The 21,346-nt window shown below is 36.4% G+C and carries 18 protein-coding genes; 4 read left to right on the top strand and 14 right to left on the bottom strand.

Annotation, left to right across the window (positions count from 1 at the left end):
* The first annotated feature begins 56 nt into the window (after positions 1–56).
* The gene (locus tag KMW28_RS05955) at positions 57–635 is read left to right on the top strand and encodes an NAD(P)H-dependent oxidoreductase (protein ID WP_169664188.1); all 579 of its coding nucleotides are present in this window, start codon (positions 57–59) and stop codon (positions 633–635) included.
* A 563-nt stretch (positions 636–1,198) separates the two neighbouring features.
* Here the strand turns inward: KMW28_RS05955 and KMW28_RS05950 are convergent.
* The 4 genes from KMW28_RS05950 to KMW28_RS05935 form a co-directional block, all read right to left on the bottom strand.
* Positions 1,199–2,965 (bottom strand): cytochrome-c peroxidase, encoded by a 1,767-nt coding sequence (locus KMW28_RS05950; protein ID WP_169664189.1) that lies wholly within the window; start codon positions 2,963–2,965, stop codon positions 1,199–1,201.
* A gap of 66 nt (positions 2,966–3,031) precedes the next feature.
* The gene (locus tag KMW28_RS05945; RefSeq protein ID WP_240972724.1) at positions 3,032–4,702 is read right to left on the bottom strand and encodes a PhoX family protein; all 1,671 of its coding nucleotides are present in this window, start codon (positions 4,700–4,702) and stop codon (positions 3,032–3,034) included.
* A 687-nt stretch (positions 4,703–5,389) separates the two neighbouring features.
* Positions 5,390–5,920: a DUF1697 domain-containing protein gene (locus KMW28_RS05940; protein ID WP_169664190.1), complete on the bottom strand. Its 531-nt coding sequence runs from the start codon at positions 5,918–5,920 to the stop codon at positions 5,390–5,392.
* Between the two features lies 1 nt (position 5,921).
* The gene (locus KMW28_RS05935) at positions 5,922–7,127 is read right to left on the bottom strand and encodes a thioredoxin fold domain-containing protein (protein ID WP_169664191.1); all 1,206 of its coding nucleotides are present in this window, start codon (positions 7,125–7,127) and stop codon (positions 5,922–5,924) included.
* A gap of 192 nt (positions 7,128–7,319) precedes the next feature.
* On the opposite strand from KMW28_RS05935, the gene KMW28_RS05930 reads away from it, so the two are divergent.
* From KMW28_RS05930 to KMW28_RS05920, 3 genes are all read left to right on the top strand, one after another.
* Entirely contained in the window at positions 7,320–8,663 is a 1,344-nt protein-coding gene (locus KMW28_RS05930) for a DEAD/DEAH box helicase (RefSeq protein ID WP_066209344.1), read from the top strand.
* Between the two features lie 209 nt (positions 8,664–8,872).
* Positions 8,873–9,850, top strand: a complete 978-nt coding sequence (locus tag KMW28_RS05925) for a DUF481 domain-containing protein (protein WP_169055528.1) — start codon at positions 8,873–8,875, stop codon at positions 9,848–9,850.
* Between the two features lie 62 nt (positions 9,851–9,912).
* Entirely contained in the window at positions 9,913–11,070 is a 1,158-nt protein-coding gene (locus KMW28_RS05920; protein WP_169664192.1) for a hypothetical protein, read from the top strand.
* Between the two features lie 105 nt (positions 11,071–11,175).
* Here KMW28_RS05920 and KMW28_RS28570 read toward each other — a convergent pair whose 3' ends face one another.
* The 10 genes from KMW28_RS28570 to KMW28_RS05875 form a co-directional block, all read right to left on the bottom strand.
* On the bottom strand, positions 11,176–11,301 hold the full coding sequence (locus KMW28_RS28570; RefSeq protein WP_260157730.1) for a hypothetical protein: 126 nt from the start codon (positions 11,299–11,301) through the stop codon (positions 11,176–11,178).
* Positions 11,283–11,507 (bottom strand): hypothetical protein, encoded by a 225-nt coding sequence (locus tag KMW28_RS05915; protein WP_169664193.1) that lies wholly within the window; start codon positions 11,505–11,507, stop codon positions 11,283–11,285. The genes KMW28_RS28570 and KMW28_RS05915 overlap by 19 nt, the downstream gene beginning before the upstream one ends.
* 53 nt (positions 11,508–11,560) lie before the next feature.
* Complete coding sequence (gene argH / locus KMW28_RS05910) at positions 11,561–12,850, bottom strand: argininosuccinate lyase (protein WP_066209355.1); 1,290 nt, start codon at positions 12,848–12,850, stop codon at positions 11,561–11,563.
* A gap of 35 nt (positions 12,851–12,885) precedes the next feature.
* A complete protein-coding gene (locus tag KMW28_RS05905; protein WP_169664194.1) occupies positions 12,886–13,962 on the bottom strand; it encodes a M20 family metallo-hydrolase in 1,077 nt (358 codons plus the stop codon).
* A gap of 532 nt (positions 13,963–14,494) precedes the next feature.
* The gene (argB, locus tag KMW28_RS05900; protein WP_169664195.1) at positions 14,495–15,274 is read right to left on the bottom strand and encodes an acetylglutamate kinase; all 780 of its coding nucleotides are present in this window, start codon (positions 15,272–15,274) and stop codon (positions 14,495–14,497) included.
* A 248-nt stretch (positions 15,275–15,522) separates the two neighbouring features.
* Positions 15,523–16,476 (bottom strand): N-acetylornithine carbamoyltransferase, encoded by a 954-nt coding sequence (locus tag KMW28_RS05895; RefSeq protein WP_169664196.1) that lies wholly within the window; start codon positions 16,474–16,476, stop codon positions 15,523–15,525.
* A gap of 15 nt (positions 16,477–16,491) precedes the next feature.
* Positions 16,492–17,631 (bottom strand): aspartate aminotransferase family protein, encoded by a 1,140-nt coding sequence (locus KMW28_RS05890; protein ID WP_169664197.1) that lies wholly within the window; start codon positions 17,629–17,631, stop codon positions 16,492–16,494.
* Between the two features lie 18 nt (positions 17,632–17,649).
* Positions 17,650–18,639 carry an N-acetyl-gamma-glutamyl-phosphate reductase gene (argC, locus tag KMW28_RS05885; protein ID WP_169664198.1) on the bottom strand — a complete coding sequence of 330 codons (990 nt, stop codon included), beginning with the start codon at positions 18,637–18,639 and terminating at the stop codon, positions 17,650–17,652.
* Positions 18,640–18,790: 151 nt separating this feature from the next.
* Entirely contained in the window at positions 18,791–20,002 is a 1,212-nt protein-coding gene (gene argG, locus KMW28_RS05880; protein WP_169664199.1) for an argininosuccinate synthase, read from the bottom strand.
* A gap of 38 nt (positions 20,003–20,040) precedes the next feature.
* Complete coding sequence (locus tag KMW28_RS05875) at positions 20,041–20,652, bottom strand: GNAT family N-acetyltransferase (protein ID WP_240972726.1); 612 nt, start codon at positions 20,650–20,652, stop codon at positions 20,041–20,043.
* Positions 20,653–21,346: the final 694 nt, after the last annotated feature.

Here is a 21,346-nt window from a genome sequence, read left to right as displayed (position 1 = left end):
CAAATGTCCTATGCTATAAACTTTAGTTTCTATTGTTTTGTGAAAAACTAATCGATATGAAAAAAATACTAATCATAAATGGTCATCCCGACCAAGAGAGTTACAACTTTGCATTGGCAAAAGCTTATGAAGAAGGAGCATTATCTACGGGAACTAAAGTAGATCGAATCAATATCAGAGATCTTGATTTTAACCCCAGTCTGCAATTCGGCTACCACAAAAGAACAGACCTAGAACCTGACTTAGTCGATGCCATAGAAAAAATAAAATCAGCCGATCATCTAGTATGGATCTTCCCATTATGGTGGTACAGCTACCCTGCCATCATGAAAGGCTTTATCGACAGAACCTTCCTTCCCGGCATCACTTACGAATTAGTTGAGGGACAAGCATTACCCAAAAAGCTCCTCAAAGGAAAATCAGCAAGAATAATCGTCACAGCTGATTCCCCCAGTTGGTACAATAAGTTTTTTATGAAAGATCCCGCCATTCATTCCCTGAAACGAGGAACGTTGGAGTTCTGTGGAGTATCGCCGGTGAGGGTTAGTTATGTAGCTTCGGTGAAGGGATCTTCGGAGAAGTTTAGGAGTAAGTGGTTGGAGAGAATTGGGAAGATGGGGAGAGAGTTATTTTAAATTAAAAATGAAAAGTTAAAAATGAAAAACGTGGTTAGTTATGCTAACGCGAGAATTATGCCCATATATTGTTTTAGCCTTGATGTTAATTATTTGCCCTACTTACGTTTCTATAACGAGATCGGGAGATCTCTAACGTTTATTGACACCGATGACGCTGCGCTTAACATCGGAGCCAGAGCAGTTTAACGTCACCTCTGAGAGACGAGCGTTAGAACAACATTTCACGTTTTTCATTTTTCATTTTTAACTTTTCATTTCAAAAAAAGTCCCACCGCTTAAAAAACGATAGGACATTAACACCTAGACTAAACATGGCACCTCCCGCCATGTGGATTTACAAGAAAATTTGGATCAGTTTAATGATCCAGGAACAACTTATGGTTTTCTATTTCAGTAGTAGTAGTTAGTTTAAAAAAAATCATACAACGAGGTCGGGAGACCTCTAACGTTAATGACGCTTCGCTTAACATCGGCACCATTGTAGTTTAACTTCGCCCCTTAGAAACGAGCGTTAGAACAACATTTCACGTTTTTCATTTTTAACTTTTAATTTTTCATTTCTAAATAGGATCACTAAGTGCCCCCAAGAACAACTTAAGATTCTCCACCTCACTAATAGTAAGATGCAACGAATCTGTCGGTAGGGTTTGGTTTTCGAGAGTGATGCCAATACCATGACCTCCTCCCATGTTGTAAAATTGAATAACTTCGTCCAAGGTGTTGAAGACGCCATTGTGCATATATGGAGCGGTTACATTGATGTTTCTTACGGTTGGTGTTTTGAAGGCGAACATTTTTTCTTTTGCTTTCGAAATGTCGTACCTGCCTTTATCTTGGTCGATTTCTGCGTGTTCCCAAGCTACTGTTTTGGGCACACCCAATACTTCTAGCTCGCTATGGGTGAAATGTGGAGGGACTGTTCCGTTAAATATTGGGGCAAAGTGACAAGTACCGCATTTAGCTTTACCCATAAATAGGTTGAAGCCCTCTACTTCCTCTTCGGCTAAATCTTCTCCTATGTTGGATATGGCTTTATCGAACTTGGATTGGAAAGGCGATAAACTATGTACGAACATAGCTAATGAGTTTCTTACAGCATAGCTATCGACTTCTTTATAGTATTTCTGAAGTTCCTTCACGTAAGCTTCGTTCTTTTGAACGGCTTCTACGACCCCTTCCATATGATGATCGAACTCGTCTTTATTATCTACCACAGCCTGAATCTGAGTTTCTAAATTCGATTGTCGTGCATCATAAAATTGTGAGGCTTGTAACCCTGCGTACATTAATGTGGGTGCATTTCTTTTGTTGTCTTTTCCTTTATTGGTAATGGATAGTTTTCTACCATCGGTAAAGGCCATTTTCGGATCATGACAAGAGGCACAACTCATTTTGTTATTTCCAGAAAGGGACGCATCATGAAAAAGCTGTTGTCCCAATTCTACTACTTCATCATTAAATTCAACACTGTTTCTAGACATAAAGCTATTCGTATTGAATGTTTGAGGATGAAATAGTGATAATGCTTCGTAGTTTACTTTCTGATCGAATGGAAATTCTACTTTCCAATCTTTTGAGGTCGTTACCCACAACCCCATGAGGTGATGAATATGATCTTTGATGAAGTGATAGCGATCGAATCGATCGAAGTTAGGTCCTTGCTTTAATGTTTGTTTTGCGTTCTCTAATTCTTCATCCCAACGTTCTAAGATTTTTTGATCTTGGAACAGATAATCGTTTTGATCTAATAGATCTTGAATACCTTGGAGGGCATAAACGTTCTCCTCCAAGCTATTTAAGTAAACTGGAGAATCAAATCCACTAATACCTAAAGAGGTAATTCTTATTAATTCGTCTCTAATAGACCATAATAGATGATAAGGTTTTAGTACTGTTATTTTATGGTTTCCTAATTCCAAATCGATCGTCATCAACATCTGATTGCATTGTTGATGGATACCAACTACATCAATTTCGTCGGTAAAGAGCATTTCTTCGATGACTTGGAAACCTGTGGCATCTAAGACTTTATCTGCATTATCAAATTCTTCTACTTCTGGCAAATTGGGCGAGTTTAGCATCTTGTAAGTTCTGAAAGAATAGAAACACATGATGCTTTCGATCTTCTTCAAAGATTTACGTCCTTCATCAAAAGACATGATCAAACTGTCTTTTTGAGAAAGGGTCGACATCTTTTCTATAGACGATCGACAATCCTTTAAATTAGAATAGTAATAGTCCTCAATATTTGATTTTAGGTCTTGCTTTTTTGATTCACAAGACAACATCAGAATACATCCAATAAGTAAAAGCAGAAGTTTTTTCATAAGGCAAAAAATTAAAGAACCCAATGATCAGAAAACTGATCACCGAGTTCTAAATTGAATTGATAATTATCTTTCAAGTCCTTTTACGACTGTTAGAATACTACCTTCGTTAATAGTGTTCGCTGGGTTTGATTTATCCAAGAAATCATCTGATTTCCATGAGTGTGCTTGTTGGATTAACAAGAAAGTACCGTCCATTCCCAATTGCTCAGAAACATCGATCATACCTGTCAATTCCCATCTTCCCCAACGGTCGTCCATGCTAGCGTAACCATTGTCAAGACCAGTAGAACCTCTGTGATCTGACTCAAGAACAACTTTCAATACACCTGTTTTTAAGTTGTACTGATGTAAGTAAGCATCGTGTTGTTTAGAAGCAACATCGTCGTAACCGTTTGGATCTTCTTGGATATATAAGAAGTTTTCTGTCGCCAAGATGTTATCAGGACTGTGTAAACGATGAGCTTTACCCTCTAAATTGTCGCCATCAAGAATTACTTCTAGAGTACCTGATAATGGATCGTTTTCATCAAGTACTAATTTGTAGATTCTACCATATTTAGTTCTTGTATCGTTGTATTGACTTCTACCGGTAGCTGTAAAATATACTTCTCTGTTAGCAGAAGCATCACCTTTTCTGTAATCGATATCTTCCACTCTATTGAAAGCCATCACACCTTTAGCAATACATTCTGTATTTAAGGCATCATATGTTCTTTCTTCTAACTCAACGAAAGAAACTGCAACAGGAGCATCAGATGCAGCCAATTCGTTATCAATCATAGAACCGTCGCCTAACTTTAAGGCATACAATTTACCACCGTCTAGGTCGCCAACAGTTTCAGAAACATACATTGCTAATGCTCCACCTGCATCGCCGTGGCTATCATCACCGATAAGAACAACTGTTTTCTCAGGGTAAGCATTTTTTCCAAGAGGAACTGCATTTTCTACAGTCCATTGCCCCATAGCATCTAAAGTTCTACCCACAGATTTTTCTGAAGCAGCTCTGAAAGGATCTGTTGCAAAAACGTTCGTAGAAGAACCACCCCATTCTCCACCAGAAAGGTAGATTGGACCAAAACCATGCTCTTCCGGAGTCACAAGAGTACCAGAACATTGTGCCGTATTTGCTGTTGCAGTAGCATCCAAGATGATCTCCCCTTTTATAGGCTTGAAAGTTTCATCAAAAGAAATTCTTGCAACAGAATAGTGTGCCTCGATGTTGTTGATTAAAGTGAAAGTACCGTCATCGTTCTTTAATAGACCAGCACCATCCGCCATTGAACCATAAAGGAAGTCTGGCGACTCTTCCAAAGCATCCTCTGATGATAATAGAGAAAAAATCTCTAAATGCTCAAAACCAGAATGTCTCTTCAATAAGTGAGGAGTCATAGAATGGTTCATCAATTTCACTGCTGATACCTCCTCAGCAATATCAAAAACCATTTGCGTACCATCGGTTAACGTGATCGTCAACTGACCTGTCACTGGATCAAATGTGATATTTTGAATTCCAGTACCATCATTTCCGTTTACCGACTCATTAAAATTGATAACAGAAGTTTTTCCGCTTGCGAATTGAACTAACACAGACATACCATCGTCTGCCAATTGATAACTTACTACCTCATAGTTAGCAGCATCTGTGTCTTGTGGATCTTGTGTTTCTTCGTTAGAAGTACAAGACATAAAGAAGGCTAATGAGATAAAGATTGAAAATAGAAGCTTTTTCATTTTGTGTTAATTAGTTTGTGTATAAAACAATCGACACAAATGTATAAAAGCCAAAATCCCAATCGGTTAAGGCAATTTTATATCTTCATCATCAACACATTAAGTATTAAGTCGGGTTTTCATAGTTTCTTAAAAAGATATATTTCCCCTCTTAACAAAACTTGATCTTCTCTTAACATGAATACCCATTCATTATCATCAAAAATCAATGAGACATAAAAAAACACAATAAATGTCATGTATTGTGTTGCGAAGAAGTTGCTTTGAAAAGCCTTTTTTTCACTTCGAATTAAAGCTGAACTAACTTTCTAGAAATATGATGTGAAAAGCTTTTTGGCTTTTCAATGAAAAATGAAAAGTTAAAAATGAAAAACGTAGTTAGTTAAGCTAACGCGAGCTGTATGCCCAAAGATTGTTTTAGTTTTATGATTAATTATTTAAACTTACATTTCAATAACGAGGTCGGGAGACCTCTAACGTTTATGGACACCGATGACGCTTCGCTTAACATCGGCGCCAGTGTAGCGTAAATTCAGCACCTGCTACTTACTACCTAAGCACTTAACATCGGCACCAGTGTATTATATGTCCGATACATCGTCCCTCAAAAACGAGCGTTAGAACAACATTTCACGTTTTTCATTTTTCATTTTTAACTTTTCATTTCAACCCTTTCATTATAAACACTTAGGTTTCCAAAAGGCTCCTTACTTTCCCCACCATTTTCCAATTCCTCGTTGTCGCCTTCACCCCAAGCTTCTTCTCAATCACGTTGTTTCCTAATTTCGTTTCGTGGTATTTTCCCGCACAGAACAAATACACTGCTTTGTTGATGATTTGATATTGGTCGGCTCCGCTTTTTACTTCGGCAAGTTTTTGTTTGTTTTCTTCTTTGGGTAGGCTGTCTAGGATTGTGACGTGAAGTTGATTGATTTCTTCGTTTTTATAGGGGTTATTATCAATTAATTCTTGCCATTGTTGTTGTTGAAGGACGATTACTGGAACATCGAAGCCGAAAGTATCTGCTATTCCTTTTTCTAGGCGTTTTGACCAAACTTGAGGGTCAATTTCATCAGAAGAGAAAATAACATTACCGCTTTGTATGTAGGTAGTGATATCAGTTCCTCCTAGTTCTTCGACTAATTTCTTTAGATCGGCCATGAGGATCTTCCTTTTCCCACCGACATTTATTCCTCTTAAAATAGCAACGAGTTTCATGTTAGTTTAATTTGATTTGTTGAAGCAGGTCTGTCATCTTTTTACTATCCACACCCTTTTTATCATAGGCGTTTTTCACCTCGATGGCTACTTTCTCTGCTTTTTCAAACATACCCAATTTATAATATAAATGTGCTTGAGTATCCATCATATCGAGTGTATTGTGATCTTCGCTGATACCGTATTCCACCCAGCTTAATGCATTATTTAGGTAGCTTGGGTTTTCTGATGTGGTATAGATCATCCATGCCCAATCGTTACAATGACTCATTACTTTATGATCTTTGATCTTCTTGGCTGCTTCGAAGTTGTCTTTAATTCTAAAGAATGCTTTTTGATGATCTCCTATGGATAAGTAGAATTTTGGTTCGTAGATAAAGGCTGCTTTTACTGAAAAATGATTAGGTAGGTATTGCTTTAACACATACATCTCCTTCTCAAATACTACAGGGTTCTTCTCCTCCAGATTCTTTGATAATGTATTCTTTACTAATTGAGTGTAGATGTTTTCTAAATTCTTTGTTTGAATATGCGAGAGTAATTTATCGTGATGCTCCACAAAAAACGTAAATGCTTGGTCTCTCACATTCGAATGATAAAGGGTATGGCAAACGACATCCATCACTTTAGGATCAGCTAATTTATCTTCATCCAATAGCTTGATAAATTCTTCGCATGCTTTTTCGTCTTTTACTCCTAATTCGAAAGTACTTGAGCAATAATTAAGGTATTCTTCGAAGGTCACCTCCTCCTCACTACGGATTTTATTCTTGATTGTATAATATTGGTAGGAAGGATCTTCTACTTTTTTACATCTTGATAAAAAGACATTAGGAGGCATCGCTCCTTTCATCAAATGAATGAGTTGACCTTTTTCATTGAAAAATAAATGTGCAGGAAACGATCGAATACTGTACCTAGACACAAACTCTTTGGAGAGCTGATCTTCTAAGTCTCGATTCATATTGATGAATTCTTCGTTGAAATATTCGCTTACTTTCTTGTCTTTATAAACGTTGTTTACAAAGTTTTGGCAAGGCTGACTCCATTTTGTGGTGATGCCAAAATAGATGAGTTTTCCTTCGTTTTCAGACAGTTGTAATATTTCATCCCATTCTTTTGTTTCGAAGTGAATAGTATTCTGTGCATATGCCATAATACTATACTGAAACAATAGGAGCATTGTTAGTACTATTTGCTTATTCATTCTGATAATTGACGATAAATGTTTCTCCTGATAATTTTGAAATCCCCCTAGTCAAGGGATTATATAGATGTGTTAGTATATGCAAGATACAATTATTTCTAAGACTATGTCAATGTCTGTTATATATCGCCTCTAATTTTTCCCTTTTCAAATATAGAAATATACCTTTGTGAAAATTTAAATTTTATTAAAGTGACTTTCGAAGAATTAAAACTTAATAATTTCCTTAGAAATGCTATTGAGGATCTGGAATATGTAAATGTAACTCCTATCCAAAAAGAAGCTTTTCCTGTTATCGGATCCGGTAAAGATATTATAGGTATTGCACAAACGGGTACAGGTAAAACTATGGCTTACCTCTTACCTATTTTGCAAAATCTTAAATTTTCGAATCAAGATGATCCGAGAGTTTTGATTGTTGTACCTACGCGTGAATTAGTAGCACAAGTAGTGGAAGAGATTGAGGCACTCACCAAATACATGTCAGTAAGAACTGTAGGTGTATATGGTGGAGCAAACATCAATACTCAAAAACAGAAAGTACACGAAGGACTTGATATCCTAGTAGGTACTCCTGGTAGAGTATTGGATATCGCTTTGGCTGGCGTCTTAAAATTTAAATCACTTCAAAAATTTGTCATTGATGAAGTCGACGAGATGTTGGATCTAGGTTTCCGACCTCAGTTAACTCGTATCATGGATTTACTTCCACATCGTCGTCAGAACATCATGTTCTCTGCAACGATCACTGATGATGTGCAAGAACTTATCAACACTTTCTTCAGTAAACCTGAAAAAGTAGAGATTGCAAGAACAGGTACTCCTGCAGATAAAGTAACACAAAGAGCCTATCATGTCCCTAACTTCTACACGAAAGTAAATATGCTAGAGTATTTACTGGATCATGAAGAAGATATGGAAAAAGTGTTGGTCTTTGTTCGAAATAAAAAATTAGCCGATCGTTTACACGAACATGTGGAGAAGAAATTCCCCGAACAAACAGGTATTATCCACTCCAATAAATCTCAGAATTACAGATTTAGAATGTTGGAAAGCTTCGAGAACGGTACGTTTAAATTCTTAATTGCCACAGATATTATTGCACGTGGTTTGGACATCAAAGGTATTACGCATGTAATTAACTTCGATACTCCAGAAGTTCCAGAAGAATATATCCATAGAATTGGTAGAACGGGTCGTGCCGATGAGAAAGGTTTGGCCATCACTTTTATCAATGAAGCAGAACAACTGTATCAGATGCAAATTGAGGAGTTGATGGGGAAAGCCATTCCTTTGGAGCCTATGCCGGAAGAAGTAAAGATATCCGACATCTTCTCTGAGGAAGAAAAACCAAAAATTTCTGATAGAGATTATTTACAAGACATTCGTCCGAAACGTTCTTCGGGGGGCGGGGCATTCCATACCAAACAGGGCATCAATAACCCTGAGAATCAAACGAAAAAAGTGCATCGTGGTCCTAAGAAAACCAAGCCTGTCAATAGAGGAAGGTTAAAAAGGAAGTTCAGAAAAAAATAAATATCAAGAAGTCTAACTCAATTAAGGGTTAGACTTTTTTTAATAATTCTAAAACTATTTTAAATTAACACTCTACAAATCGACATTTACTCGAAACTATATCAAACTTCAACAGTTTTTTAAATTATACTTCAATTAACTTCAATCTTAACATGAAAAAGGCGGTCACCCTTCTCTTAATAATCTTACCTCATTATATTTTCGCACAAATGGACTCACTAGAAATGATTAATGGTGATGTTATCGTGGGTGAAATAAAAAGTTTAGATAGAGGTGTTGTAGAAATTGAAACTGATTATTCTGATGCTAATTTTAAAATTGAATGGGATGGCATCAAAAAGATAATTTGTAACACTAAGTTCTCCGTAACCCTTTCTAATGGCGATAGATATTATGGCAGTATCGTTTCTTCTGATGATGGTCTATATAAAATCATTTCAGATGATAGTGTTCAGCATTCCATCAATCCAAAAGATGTGGTGTATTTAAAATCCATCAATCAAACGTTTTTAAGTAAACTATCTGCAAGTGTTGATGTGGGGTATAATTTCACAAAAGCCAATAATTTGTCACAGTTGAATACCAATATTTTTATTGCTTACAATACCAATAAATGGATATTAACCTTGAATGTAAACAGTATCCGATCTGTTCAGGATAATGTCGATCCCATAGTAAGAGATGAAGGTTCTTTTACGGGTAATTACTTCCTCCCTAAAGACTTTTATGCCACTGCTAGTATCAGTTATTTAACCAATACAGAACAGTCAATCAATCTTCGATTAACTACATCAGGTGGTTTTGGTAAATATGTATTGCATACCAATAAAGCATATTGGGGCTTTTCTACGGGTGTTTCTGTTTTGAATGAATCCTTCAATCAAACATTGGATGAAGATGGAAATCCTTTTACCAAAGCATCCACGACCAGTTCTGAATGGTATTTGGGCACAGATCTAAATTTATTTGATATTGGAGATTTATCGTTTAATGCAACAGGAAAAGGATACCGTTCTTTGGATAACAATAGTCGTTGGAGAGTCGATGCGGGAGCCAACTTAAAGTACGATTTACCTTATGACTTCTACATCAAAACAGGATATAAAATGAACTTCGATACACAGCCTGCTGAAGCTGGTAAAGAGTTGGATTATCAGTACACATTGGGTTTTGGTTGGGAGTTGTAAAAGTTTAATTCCTATATTTACTTTTTGATTATTTTTTTAACTTAGTATTAGCTATACCACAAATGAAACTATTATTTAAACTACTCTTTTTACTTCTAGTCTCTTCATGTTCTATATTTGAAGGTCTTGAAAATCCTCAAGTCCAAGATTATAAGGTCTTTGAAAGAAATATCAACAACTTAATAAATACAAATAATGTCTGGGCATACCATATCGTTCATGTCTATTCCAATGATCAATTAGCCGAAAGTATTTATTATGAAAGAGGGCATTTTTTTAAAAATTTAAATATTGAGTTCAAGCACGAAATTGATGATAACGGAAGAATATTTCGTTCTAAAATTCTAGAAAATAACCAACCAACGTTGTATTATTATTACACATACAACGGAAATGATGAGATTTCATCTTTTGATATTAAAAATGAAAACAATGAAGTCTTAGAAAATATAAGTCTTGTTTATAAAGAAGATGGATCAATCTTTAGTAAAACAGAGGAAATCTCTGGAACAGAATTCATCTATTTTTATGATGAACACAATAATATCATTAAAATAAATGCTAATGGATATTATGGAGAATCTCAAACATTATACGAATTCGATGAAAGATTTCCTGAATTATATTATATCCATTCTATAACCTATCCAAATGGCGATATAGAGTACTATTGGTGGACTGATGGTTATTTTGAAATTAAATATTACAAAGAAAGTGGTGAAGCTACTTTTTGGAAATATGTTAGAGTACAAGACCCTAATTATATAAACCTAGAAATTTGGCATAAGACCTCAATAGACGATCTATTTTTGCTTTACGAAAAAGAGTCACTGAAACTAGATGAAAATGATAACTTAATCTTGCTAAAAAAGTTTTTTTTAATTTATGAAGAAGATGATCGTTTATCTAAATACAGAATCAACGATAAATATAATGATGATGGAAAGTTTGAAATTAGGAATATAGATGTTTTTAATAAAGGTGAAAGTACTGATTTCTCTTGGTGTCATCTACAACCTATTGAACTATTTGAAGATCAAAAAATTAAATCTGCAGATGTTTTTCATTATTCATTAAAGCTAGGACATGTTATTTATGAACAGGATGAATATAATGAAATTATTGGACACCGTTTTTATAACACAGATGGTATTCTTGTAGAAAGCCCTGTCTTTGATATTACTGGTGCAGAAGTGCTTATCAATTTTTATAATTATTAAATTGTAAAATATGAATGCTAAAAAGGTTGATCTAAATGTGATTAGGTCAACCTTTTATTTCTATAACAGAAAATATTACTTAATTAATAACTCAACAGGAATATCTTATTCCGTTGATAATGTTTTTATCATGTTTAGATTTAATTGTCTCTTTCCATTCATTACTTCACTTACCACTCCTGAACTTCCAATAAATGATAGATCTTTTTGCTTCAAATGTAATTGATCCATTCTAAATTTTTGATATCTATCGGGGTTAAACTTGATAAATCAACAGAATGATTTTCTTGTTCGTAAACATCAATTAAAATAGATAAATGCTCTAACTGAGTTTCTTGATCTTTAGAAAGTGACTCTAATTCCATTAGATCGTCCAATCTATTTATATAAGCATCGTATTGAGATTTACTCTTGATGGGTGTTAAGTGAGTTACCATAAATACAATATAAAAAAAACAGCTTGATCCTAAACCAAGCTGTTCTTATTTATCTAGAAGTTATACACTTCCTCCATTCTTTTCTTAATAATATCATTTCCAAGATTGCCAATCGAACCTTCGTGGTTATGATTGACCGATCTTTCAGGATTATATTCTCCTTTTTCGATACCTTCACCTACAATCACGTAGGCTTCTCTGAAAGGAATGCCTTGAAGTACAAGTTTGTTTACTTCTTCTACTGAGAACAAGTAATCATAGATTGGTGCTTCTAAAAGATCTTTTGTTGGCTCCATCTTTTCGAACATTAACTTGGTCATCTCCAAGCAGTCGTTCAACATTTCGAAAGCTGGTAACAACATCTCTTTAATTTGTTGAAGATCTCTGTGGTAACCTACTGGAAGATTACTTAAAACTGACATAATTTGAGTCGGTAAAGAAGTAATTTGATTACATCTTGCTCTAGTTAACTCCAATACATCAGGGTTCTTTTTATGAGGCATGATACTCGATCCTGTGGTGAATTCGTTAGGGAATTTCAAGAAACCGAAGTTACCACCAGCATACATACAACCGTCCATTGATAATTTCGCCACAGTAGCCGCTACGGATGCCATAGCATTTGCTACATGATATTCCGTTTTACCTCTACCCATTTGTGCATAAACTACATTGACGGCCATTGTTTGGAAGTCCATCAACTCAGTAGTTCTTGTTCTATTTAATGGGAAAGATGAACCATAACCTGCTGCAGAACCTAGAGGGTTTCTATCAGTGATATCGTAAGCCGCTTTTAGCATCACCATATCGTCAACTAATGACTCAGCGTAAGCACCTAACCATAAACCAAAAGAGGAAGGCATCGCTACTTGCATGTGCGTATAACCCGGCATCAAATAGTCTTTAAATTCTTCTGATTTCTCTACTAGGGTATCAAAAAGTGATTTCGTATGGTCAGCTACATTTTTGATGGCATCACGCAAGTATAACTTCAAGTCCAATAAAACTTGGTCATTTCTTGATCTACCCGAGTGCAAACGCTTACCCACATCACCATAACGTTGCGTCAATAACATCTCTACTTGAGAGTGTACATCTTCCACACCGTCTTCAATGACAAACTCCCCTCTTTCGATCTCCTCGTATATTTCTTGTAAACCTTTTAGTAAAGTGTCCTTATCTTCCTCCGTTAACAATCCCACTTCTGCCAACATAGTAGCATGTGCCATGGAACCTTTCACATCGTAAGGTGCTAAGAGGATATCTAGTTCTCTATCTTTTCCAACTGTAAACTTGTCTACTTTCTCGTTTACTGTATACGTTGATTTTTGCCAAAGTTTCATTCTAGTATTGTATTTATGAGTGATGATTCATCACTTTATTGACGGTAAATAATGATTGCTCCTTCTAAGACTTTGATGTATCCTTCAACGCCTTGAGCAATCTCAGACAAATATATGAATTCATCCGCAGTATGTGATCTTGCGGAGTCGCCAGGTCCCATTTTTAATGAAGGAATGGGCATTAAAGCTTGATCTGATAAAGTTGGAGAGCCATAAGTTTCTTTTTGCAGGTTCAACCCTGCCTTAATTACCGGATGATCCATAGGTGCACCCGACGGATTTAATCGAGTTGATCTTGGGGTCACCGTACTTCCCACTTCCTTTTTGATAATCTCTAAGGTTTCCAAGTTAGAGTAAGCATCTGTTGTTCTTACATCGACTACAAACTTACATTCTGAGGGCACCACATTATGTTGCGTTCCAGCATCAATTACTGTTACCGACATCTTAATTGGCCCCAAAGTAGGCGATGTCTTCGGGAACTGATAATTTCTAAACCAATCAATATCTTTAATGGCTTTGTAAATTGCATTTACTCCTTCATTCCTAGCAGCATGACCCGATTCTCCTTCAGCAACACAATCCAAAACCATCAGCCCTTTTTCGGCCACTGCCATTTGCATCAAAGTAGGTTCACCAACAATAGCAAAATCAATCTTAGGCAATTGATCCCAAACATCAGCAATCCCTTCTTTACCTGATACCTCTTCTTCTGCAGAGGCACAAATCACTAAGTTAAAAGGAAGGTCGTCCCTCTTATAAAAATAAAGGAAGGTCGCGATTAAACTAACCAAACACCCTCCTGCATCATTACTCCCCAAACCATAAAGTTTATCATCGATTACCTTTGGTTCAAAAGGATTTAAGGTCCAATCCTTATTGGGCTTTACTGTATCAATATGAGAGTTCAGAAGAATGGTCTCCTTCTCCTCATCAAAATGTACATTCTGAGCCAAAATATTATTTTTATATTGATGTATTTCTACTTCATTTTCAATAAAAAAGCGAGCAACAATTTCTGCCACATCATCTTCTTCTCTACTTAAAGATTCTGTCGCAATCATTTGCTTTAATAATGCAGTCGCTTTTTCTACTAATTCAGTATGTTTCATCTTGTTTTAATTGATTTACTATCAAGATATGAAATAATTAGGAGTTAGGAGGTAGGAATTAGGAGTTAGAAGGTAGGAGTTAGGAGTTTTTTTAACTAGCGCGAGTCTCCTGACTCGTGCCCGCGTTATGAGGAGCGGACCACTTGTAATCGGGTTCGTTGTCATGTGATAGTACCACCTTACCAAATATATATTGTGATCGGTCCGTTGTCGAGGGGTTGCACCCCTCGTTGGAGAAGAGTGGTAAACTTAGAGTTTCATTATATAGATCAATCATTATAAAGTTAAGCTCTATTATTGAGGAATAGGAGAGGTTTCACCGTCTCGTAAATGTGGCAACATCGATAATATAATTTGATTAATTATTTACTTCTTACCTCTTACCTCTTACTTCTTACCTCAACCTATGCATCCCCAGGAATAAATTCCTGGGCTTTTGATACAATATCTTCGTTCCTTAGTTCCTTAGTTCCTTAGTTCCTTAGTTCCAAACGAGCATAAACTCAGCAACTCCTACTTCCTAACTCCTACCTTAACTACCTACAATCTTCGTCCCCACAGGCTCCTTCGAAAGCAACCCTTCCACTTTCCCTAACCATACTTCGGTTACGGATGCATCGATAGCATCAAATGCATTTTTTAGTTTTGGAAGCATGCCATCGGCAACGACTCCTTCTGCTTTGAACTCTTCGAACTTTTGAGGGTTCAATACTGGAACTAATGAATTATCATCGTTGATATCCAAAAGAACACCTGCTTTTTCGAAACAGTATCTAAGCGATACTTCGTGTCCTGCCTGACCTAAAGCCACAGCGGTTGCCTGTGCCATTGTGTCTGCATTGGTATTGAGTAACTGACCTTCGCCATTATGAGTTAAAGGTGCTACTACAGGAGTGATTCCTTGTTCTAGTAAACCGATAATTGGAGAAGCATTGGCTTTACGCACATCACCTACAAAACCAAAATCGATCTCCCAACCTGTTCTTTTATCAGATTCTATGATGTTGGCATCAGCACCTGTTAACCCAATTGCATTTGTTCCTTTGGCTTGAAGTTTAGCAACAATATTCTTGTTTACTAATCCACCATATACCATCGTTACCACTTCTAAAGTATCTGCATCGGTAACACGCCTTCCATCTACCATTTTTGGTTCGATACCCAAACGCTTGGCCATTGCTGTAGCTAATTTGCCACCACCGTGTACCAATACTTTTGGTCCTTCCAAAGCAGAAAACTGATCCAGAAAACTAGCTAAAGCTTGCTCGTCGTTAATGATGTTGCCACCAACTTTTATGACTGATATTTTCATCAGGTTGTTTGTTTTATTAATTTCTAAATAAAACAATGACGTTGGGTTGCAACGTCATTGTGTGTGTATGTCTTCTAAATTCCATCAGCCCCAGGAATGAATTCCTGGGCTTTTGATACGATCAGAAAATAAACTAATCTCACCTTTACCTCTTACCTTTTACTTCTTACTTTATCAGTATCATATCTAGAAATAAAAAGCTCAACTTAGTTCCTTAGTTCCTTAGTTTCTTCGTTCCTTAGTTCACCCTAGTCTTCTGCCTCAAGCATTTCATTCAACACCGCCGCAGCTGCAAACGTCCTATTATTCGCTTCCTCTAAGATAAGAGAGTTTTCGCTATCCAATACAGCGTCGCTAGCCACTACGTTTCTACGGATTGGAAGACAGTGCATGAATTTACCATTGTCGGTTAAAGCCATTTTCTCTTCTGTAATTTGCCAAGAGTTGTCCTTGCAAACCACTTTACCGTATTCTTTTGTAGATGACCAGTTTTTGGCATAAACAAAGTCGGCTCCTTTTAAAGCTTCGTCTTGGTTGGTAGTGAAAGTTGCCTCACCAACAAACTCAGGATCCAATTCGTAACCTTCAGGTGCAGTAATGACTAATTCTACATCATCAGCAGCGTTCATCCACTCAGCGAATGAATTAGGTACCGCTTGAGGTAATGCTCTTGGGTGAGGAGCCCAAGTAAGTACTACTTTCTTTTTTGGTTTATCAGAATTTTCTCTGATGGTTACCAAATCTGCTAGAGATTGTAGTGGGTGGCGAGTAGCTGATTCTAAGGATACAATCGGAGATTTTGCATACTTCACAAAATCTTTCATGATTGAATCAGAATAATCTTCCTCTTTATTTTGAAGGTTAGGGAAAGAACGCACACCGATGATATCACAATATTGACTGATTACGGCAGCAGCATCTTTTAAATGCTCTGCTTTATCACTGTCCATGATTACACCTTCTTCAGTTTCGATTTTCCAACCGTCTTTATCAATGTTCATCACCATCACGTCCATTCCTAAATGACGAGCGGCACGTTGTGTACTTAATCTTGTTCTTAAACTTGGGTTGAAGAACAATAGACCCAACATTTTATTTTTTCCAACATCCCCGTAGGCTTCAGGGTTGGCTTTTATCTTTAATGCACTTTCAACGATTTCATTTACATCCTGAACATCGTTTACAGATAAAAATTTTTCCATTTTCTATAGTGGGATTTATGCGATTTCTTTAGTTACTGCTTCGAAAGCATCCACAAATAATTGTGCTTGCTCTTTCGTTAATGTAAGTGGTGGTAATAAACGTACCGTGTTTTTATTTGATGATGCCCCCGTGAAGATCTTATGATCAAACAATAATTTCTTTCTTAAAGGTGCCACCGCTTCATTTAACTCGATACCTAGCATCAATCCTTTTCCACGAATTTCTTTGATGGCAGGATTTGAGTTCAATTGCTCCACTAACCACTCTCCTACTACTACCGATTTTTCGATAAGGTTTTCGTCTTTCAAGACGTCTAGTACGGCAATACCAGCTGCACAGGCTAAGTGATTTCCTCCAAATGTTGTCCCCAACATACCGTAGGCTGCTTCGAACTTAGGAGAGATGAATACGCCACCGATGGGGAATCCATTCCCCATTCCTTTGGCCATCGTCACCACATCAGGAATAACATCATACCACTGATGTGCGAAGAATCTACCTGATCGCCCGTATCCTGATTGGATCTCATCGGCAATGAAAACTGCATTTTGATCATCACATAAAGTTCTAATCGTTTGCATGAATTCTACTGTTGGTTCGTAAATACCTCCAATACCTTGGATACCTTCTACTACAACTGCACAGATTTCGTGTTGAGCAAAAGCCTCTTTTAAAGCTTCTACATCGTTAAATGGAAGGATTAAAGTATCGTGAACTGCGTTACATGGTGCCACAATATTCTTGTTATCTGTAGCCGCAACGGCTAAAGATGTTCTTCCGTGAAATCCTTTTGTGAAAGAAATGATCTTCGTTTTCTTATTGTAGAATGAAGCCAATTTGAATGCATTTTCGTTGGCCTCTGCTCCAGAATTACATAAGAATAAATTCCAATCGTGATAACAACTTGCTTCACCTAATTTAGATGCTAATTCTTTTTGAAGTGGATTCTGAATAGAGTTAGAATAGAATACCAAATTTTCTAACTGATCAGATAGTTGTTTTTTATAATGTGGGTGGGTATGTCCGATCGAAATCACGGCATGACCACCATACAAGTCTAGATATTTTTCGCCTTTTTCATCATATACCCAAACATCTTCACCTTTTACGGGAGTGATATCAAATAAGGGATATACATCAAATAAATTTGCCATTATAGTGATTTTTGAGTTTTAGAATGCCATTGGTTTAAGGTTCAAACCTGTCTTCTCGTCCAATCCGAAAATCAAGTTCATGTTCTGAACAGCTTGTCCAACAGCTCCTTTCAGTAAGTTATCAATTGCTGAGGTAATCAACAATGTATCATCGTGTTTTTCGATGCTGATAAAACCTCTGTTGGTGTTCACTACTTGTTTCAAATCTAAAGGACCATCTAAAACGCGAGTGAATGCAGCATCAGCATAATAATCTTTGAAAAGTTTTACCGCTTCTTCTTGAGATAAATCTGATTTTAAATAACAAGAAGCTAAAATTCCTCTTGTGAAGTTACCTCTGTAAGGAATGAAGTTGATCTTGTGGTCGAAACCATTTTGCAATTGATTTAGACTCTGACCAATTTCTAATAAATGCTGATGTTGAAAGGCTTTATAATGTGAGATGTTACTTGTTCTCCAAGTAAACGCAGTACTTGCCATAAGCTTTACACCGGCACCAGTCGAACCTGTAATCGCACTTATATGTACTTCATTGTTCAACTTCTGAGCGTCAGCCAGTGGTAATAAAGCTATTTGAATGGCAGTCGCAAAACAGCCAGGATTGGCAATGTTTTTTGCTGACTTAATTTTCTCTTTTTGCATCTCAGGTAAACCGTAAATGAACTCACGATCTCCCAATTGCATTGATCTATTTTCTACAATCCCCTCACCTAATCTAAAGTCTTGACTTAAATCGATGATTACTGTTGATGATGGGAATGAATTGTCTTCTAAGAATTTCACCGACTCACCGTGGCCCAAGCACAAGAAAACAACGTCTGCTGCTCCAATTTCACCCGTAAAAGTGATGTCGCTTTCGCCATATAAGTCTTTATGAACTGCATGAAGTGGTTTACCTACTTGCGATCGGCTATGAACATAAGCAATATCCACTTCTGGGTGATTTAACACTACTCTTAATAATTCACCGCCTGTCATGCCGGCGCCGCCAATAATTCCAACTTTCATGATTTCTTTATACTATAAGTTTGTTGTTTCTTTTTGATGTGGATTTCAAGGTTCCACTTTTAGGTTGTATCAAATTGGTTCGATAAAAAAGGATGCAGAAGAAATTCCGCACCCTTAGTGTCATACCAATTCAAGTTATCAGGTTTAAATATTATTCTGATACAGTCTCTTCGGCAGCTTCTTTCACTTTACCAAAGATCATGTTCTGATTCGCTAAAATGGTGGCAAAACCTCTAGCATCTTCACCTGTCCATGCATTGTTCATTTCACCATATGCACCGAATTCAGGGTTCATCAAATCGAATTTCGACTCAATACCTTCCAATTCGAAACGGTAAGGGAATAATGTCACGAATACTTCACCTGTCACATGAGATTGAGTATCTTCTAAGAATTTCTCGATGTTACGCATTACAGGATCGATCCACTGACCTTCGTGCGTTAACATACCATAGTAGTTACCCAATTGCTCTTTCCAATACAATTGCCACTTTGTAAGTGTGTGCTTCTCTAATAGGTGGTGTGCCTTGATGGTTAACACCGGGGCTGCTGCTTCAAATCCTACTCTTCCTTTAATACCAATGATAGTATCACCCACGTGGATGTCTCTACCAATACCATAAGGAGAAGCTATTTTATTTAATTCTTGAATCGCTTGAACAGGCTTATCGTAGATCTTACCATCGATACCTACTAATTCACCTTTTTCGAACGTCAAGCTTAATTTCTTAGGGATAGTCTCTGTAACTTGCGTTGGGTAAGCTTCCTCTGGAAGTGATAATCTAGAACCCAATGTTTCTTTACCACCTACTGAAGTACCCCAAAGACCTTGGTTGATCGAGTACATCGATTTTTCCCAATCGCCTTCCACACCTTTAGAAATCAAGAAATCGATTTCGTCTTGTCTCGATAACTGATTATCTCTAATTGGCGTAATAATTTCTGCTTCAGGACAGATGATCTTAAATGCCATATCAAAACGGATTTGATCGTTACCTGCACCTGTAGATCCATGAGCGATACTATCTGCTCCAATTTTCTTTGCATATTCAGCAATTGCCAATGCTTGGAATACACGTTCAGCACTTACACTTAGAGGGTAAGTATTGTAACGTAAAGCATTACCGTACACTAAATATTTCACACATTGCTCATAGAAAGTTTCTGTTTGATCTAAAGTGATATGAGAAGCCACACCTAGTTTAAATGCTTTTTCTTCAATCTCTTTTAATTCGTCATCAGAAAAACCTCCTGTTTGAACGATAGCGGTATGCACCTCTAGCCCTCTTTCCTCTGAAAGATATTTCACACAGTATGTTGTATCCAAACCACCACTGAAGGCTAAAACCACTTTCTTACTCATAGATCTTTTTCTTTTATTTGTTGTTAATTTCTTATTCTTTATTGTTGATTCGAGTCCATTGCCGATTTATATCTCGGGTCTTTAGGATCGAAAATCATCCCTGTACACAAACAGTGCTTTCTGAAAGTGCGTTGAAGGATATCGTAGTTTACACAAGACTGACAACCTTTCCAGAATTGCTCGTCGTCTGTTAACTCAGAAAAAGTGACCGGACGGTAGCCCAATTCACTATTGATTCTCATTACAGGTAATGAGGTTGTTAAACCAAATAACTTGGCTTCAGGATATTTCTTTCTAGATAGCTGAAAAGCCTTTTTCTTAATTGCCTTCGCTAAGCCAGTACCTCTAAATTGTGGATTGACAATCAAACCAGAGTTGGCCACATATTTATTGTGTCCCCACGATTCGATATAACAAAATCCTGCAAAAGTTCCGTCATCTGCTATCGCAATCACTCCTTTACCTTCCGCAAATTTATTTTCTATATAATCTACTGATCTTTTGGCAATACCGGTTCCTCTCGCCTTTGCAGACTCTTCTATCTGAAAACAGATATCTTTAGCATATTCTTTATGCTCTTCTAAACTCGCTTCCACAATGCTGAAGCTCGATATATGTTTCATCTCTTGAATGGTATTCTTAATAGTCATTGTTCGGCCCTAAAAGGGAATTAATGAAAATAGTGTTTTTTCTTTTTATCTAAAAACTTAAAAGATCTACTTAGGATTTTATAACTGTAAAAAGTTGAGAACTACCTTCATGATCGTCGATAAAAAGCAGGGTACATACCGGCCTCCATCTTATCAAAAAATAAGGTGATATTCATCCTAAATTTAGGGGTGATATGTTTAATTTTTCCTTTCATTTAATTTTTATGATGGATCAAACTTGATATTTTAAAATGATAAATTCAAGCATATCAGTATTTTATTGACACTTTTTTAATGAATTTATTTTTTCGATGACAAATTTAAAATACACTGTGTTAAATTTTGAACACCCTACTTTTAAGTGTTAAATTTTGAACACTTGATAAAATTTTAAAAGATCACTTCAATCAAAATAAATATCAAATAATCCTCTCATTTAAGACAGTTTTTTACTCCTAATAGTTCTACCGAAATTTAGTATTTGAATGGGTGTTTAATTTTAAATCAGCATCAATATTTAATGAATTATTTGATGCTATATTTCAACAGTATGAATAACTAAAAATCCTCTTATTTTTTCATCAAATTATCTCTTTAGAATACTAAAAAAATGTATTTCACAATTTGCAATCGGTTCCGTTTTAAACTTTAGTGAACAAGTGTTGATTATTAATCAAAAAGAAATGAAATTAAG

This window comes from Flammeovirga yaeyamensis (assembly GCF_018736045.1).
Classification (GTDB): domain Bacteria; phylum Bacteroidota; class Bacteroidia; order Cytophagales; family Flammeovirgaceae; genus Flammeovirga; species Flammeovirga yaeyamensis.
This window is presented reverse-complemented; position numbering and strand designations above follow the sequence as displayed.

Bases quoted from the DNA above. Each gene is read 5' to 3' on its own strand.
- KMW28_RS05955 (WP_169664188.1), top strand. From the start codon at position 57: ATGAAAAAAATACTAATCATAAATGGTCATCCCGACCAAGAGAGTTAC.
- KMW28_RS05950 (WP_169664189.1), bottom strand. From the start codon at position 2,965: ATGAAAAAACTTCTGCTTTTACTTATTGGATGTATTCTGATGTTGTCT.
- KMW28_RS05945 (WP_240972724.1), bottom strand. From the start codon at position 4,702: ATGAAAAAGCTTCTATTTTCAATCTTTATCTCATTAGCCTTCTTTATG.
- KMW28_RS05940 (WP_169664190.1), bottom strand. From the start codon at position 5,920: ATGAAACTCGTTGCTATTTTAAGAGGAATAAATGTCGGTGGGAAAAGG.
- KMW28_RS05935 (WP_169664191.1), bottom strand. From the start codon at position 7,127: ATGAATAAGCAAATAGTACTAACAATGCTCCTATTGTTTCAGTATAGT.
- KMW28_RS05925 (WP_169055528.1), top strand. From the start codon at position 8,873: ATGGACTCACTAGAAATGATTAATGGTGATGTTATCGTGGGTGAAATA.
- KMW28_RS05920 (WP_169664192.1), top strand. From the start codon at position 9,913: ATGAAACTATTATTTAAACTACTCTTTTTACTTCTAGTCTCTTCATGT.
- KMW28_RS28570 (WP_260157730.1), bottom strand. From the start codon at position 11,301: ATGGATCAATTACATTTGAAGCAAAAAGATCTATCATTTATTGGAAGT.
- KMW28_RS05915 (WP_169664193.1), bottom strand. From the start codon at position 11,507: ATGGTAACTCACTTAACACCCATCAAGAGTAAATCTCAATACGATGCT.
- argH (WP_066209355.1), bottom strand. From the start codon at position 12,850: ATGAAACTTTGGCAAAAATCAACGTATACAGTAAACGAGAAAGTAGAC.
- KMW28_RS05905 (WP_169664194.1), bottom strand. From the start codon at position 13,962: ATGAAACATACTGAATTAGTAGAAAAAGCGACTGCATTATTAAAGCAA.
- argB (WP_169664195.1), bottom strand. From the start codon at position 15,274: ATGAAAATATCAGTCATAAAAGTTGGTGGCAACATCATTAACGACGAG.
- KMW28_RS05895 (WP_169664196.1), bottom strand. From the start codon at position 16,476: ATGGAAAAATTTTTATCTGTAAACGATGTTCAGGATGTAAATGAAATC.
- KMW28_RS05890 (WP_169664197.1), bottom strand. From the start codon at position 17,631: ATGGCAAATTTATTTGATGTATATCCCTTATTTGATATCACTCCCGTA.
- argC (WP_169664198.1), bottom strand. From the start codon at position 18,639: ATGAAAGTTGGAATTATTGGCGGCGCCGGCATGACAGGCGGTGAATTA.
- argG (WP_169664199.1), bottom strand. From the start codon at position 20,002: ATGAGTAAGAAAGTGGTTTTAGCCTTCAGTGGTGGTTTGGATACAACA.
- KMW28_RS05875 (WP_240972726.1), bottom strand. From the start codon at position 20,652: ATGACTATTAAGAATACCATTCAAGAGATGAAACATATATCGAGCTTC.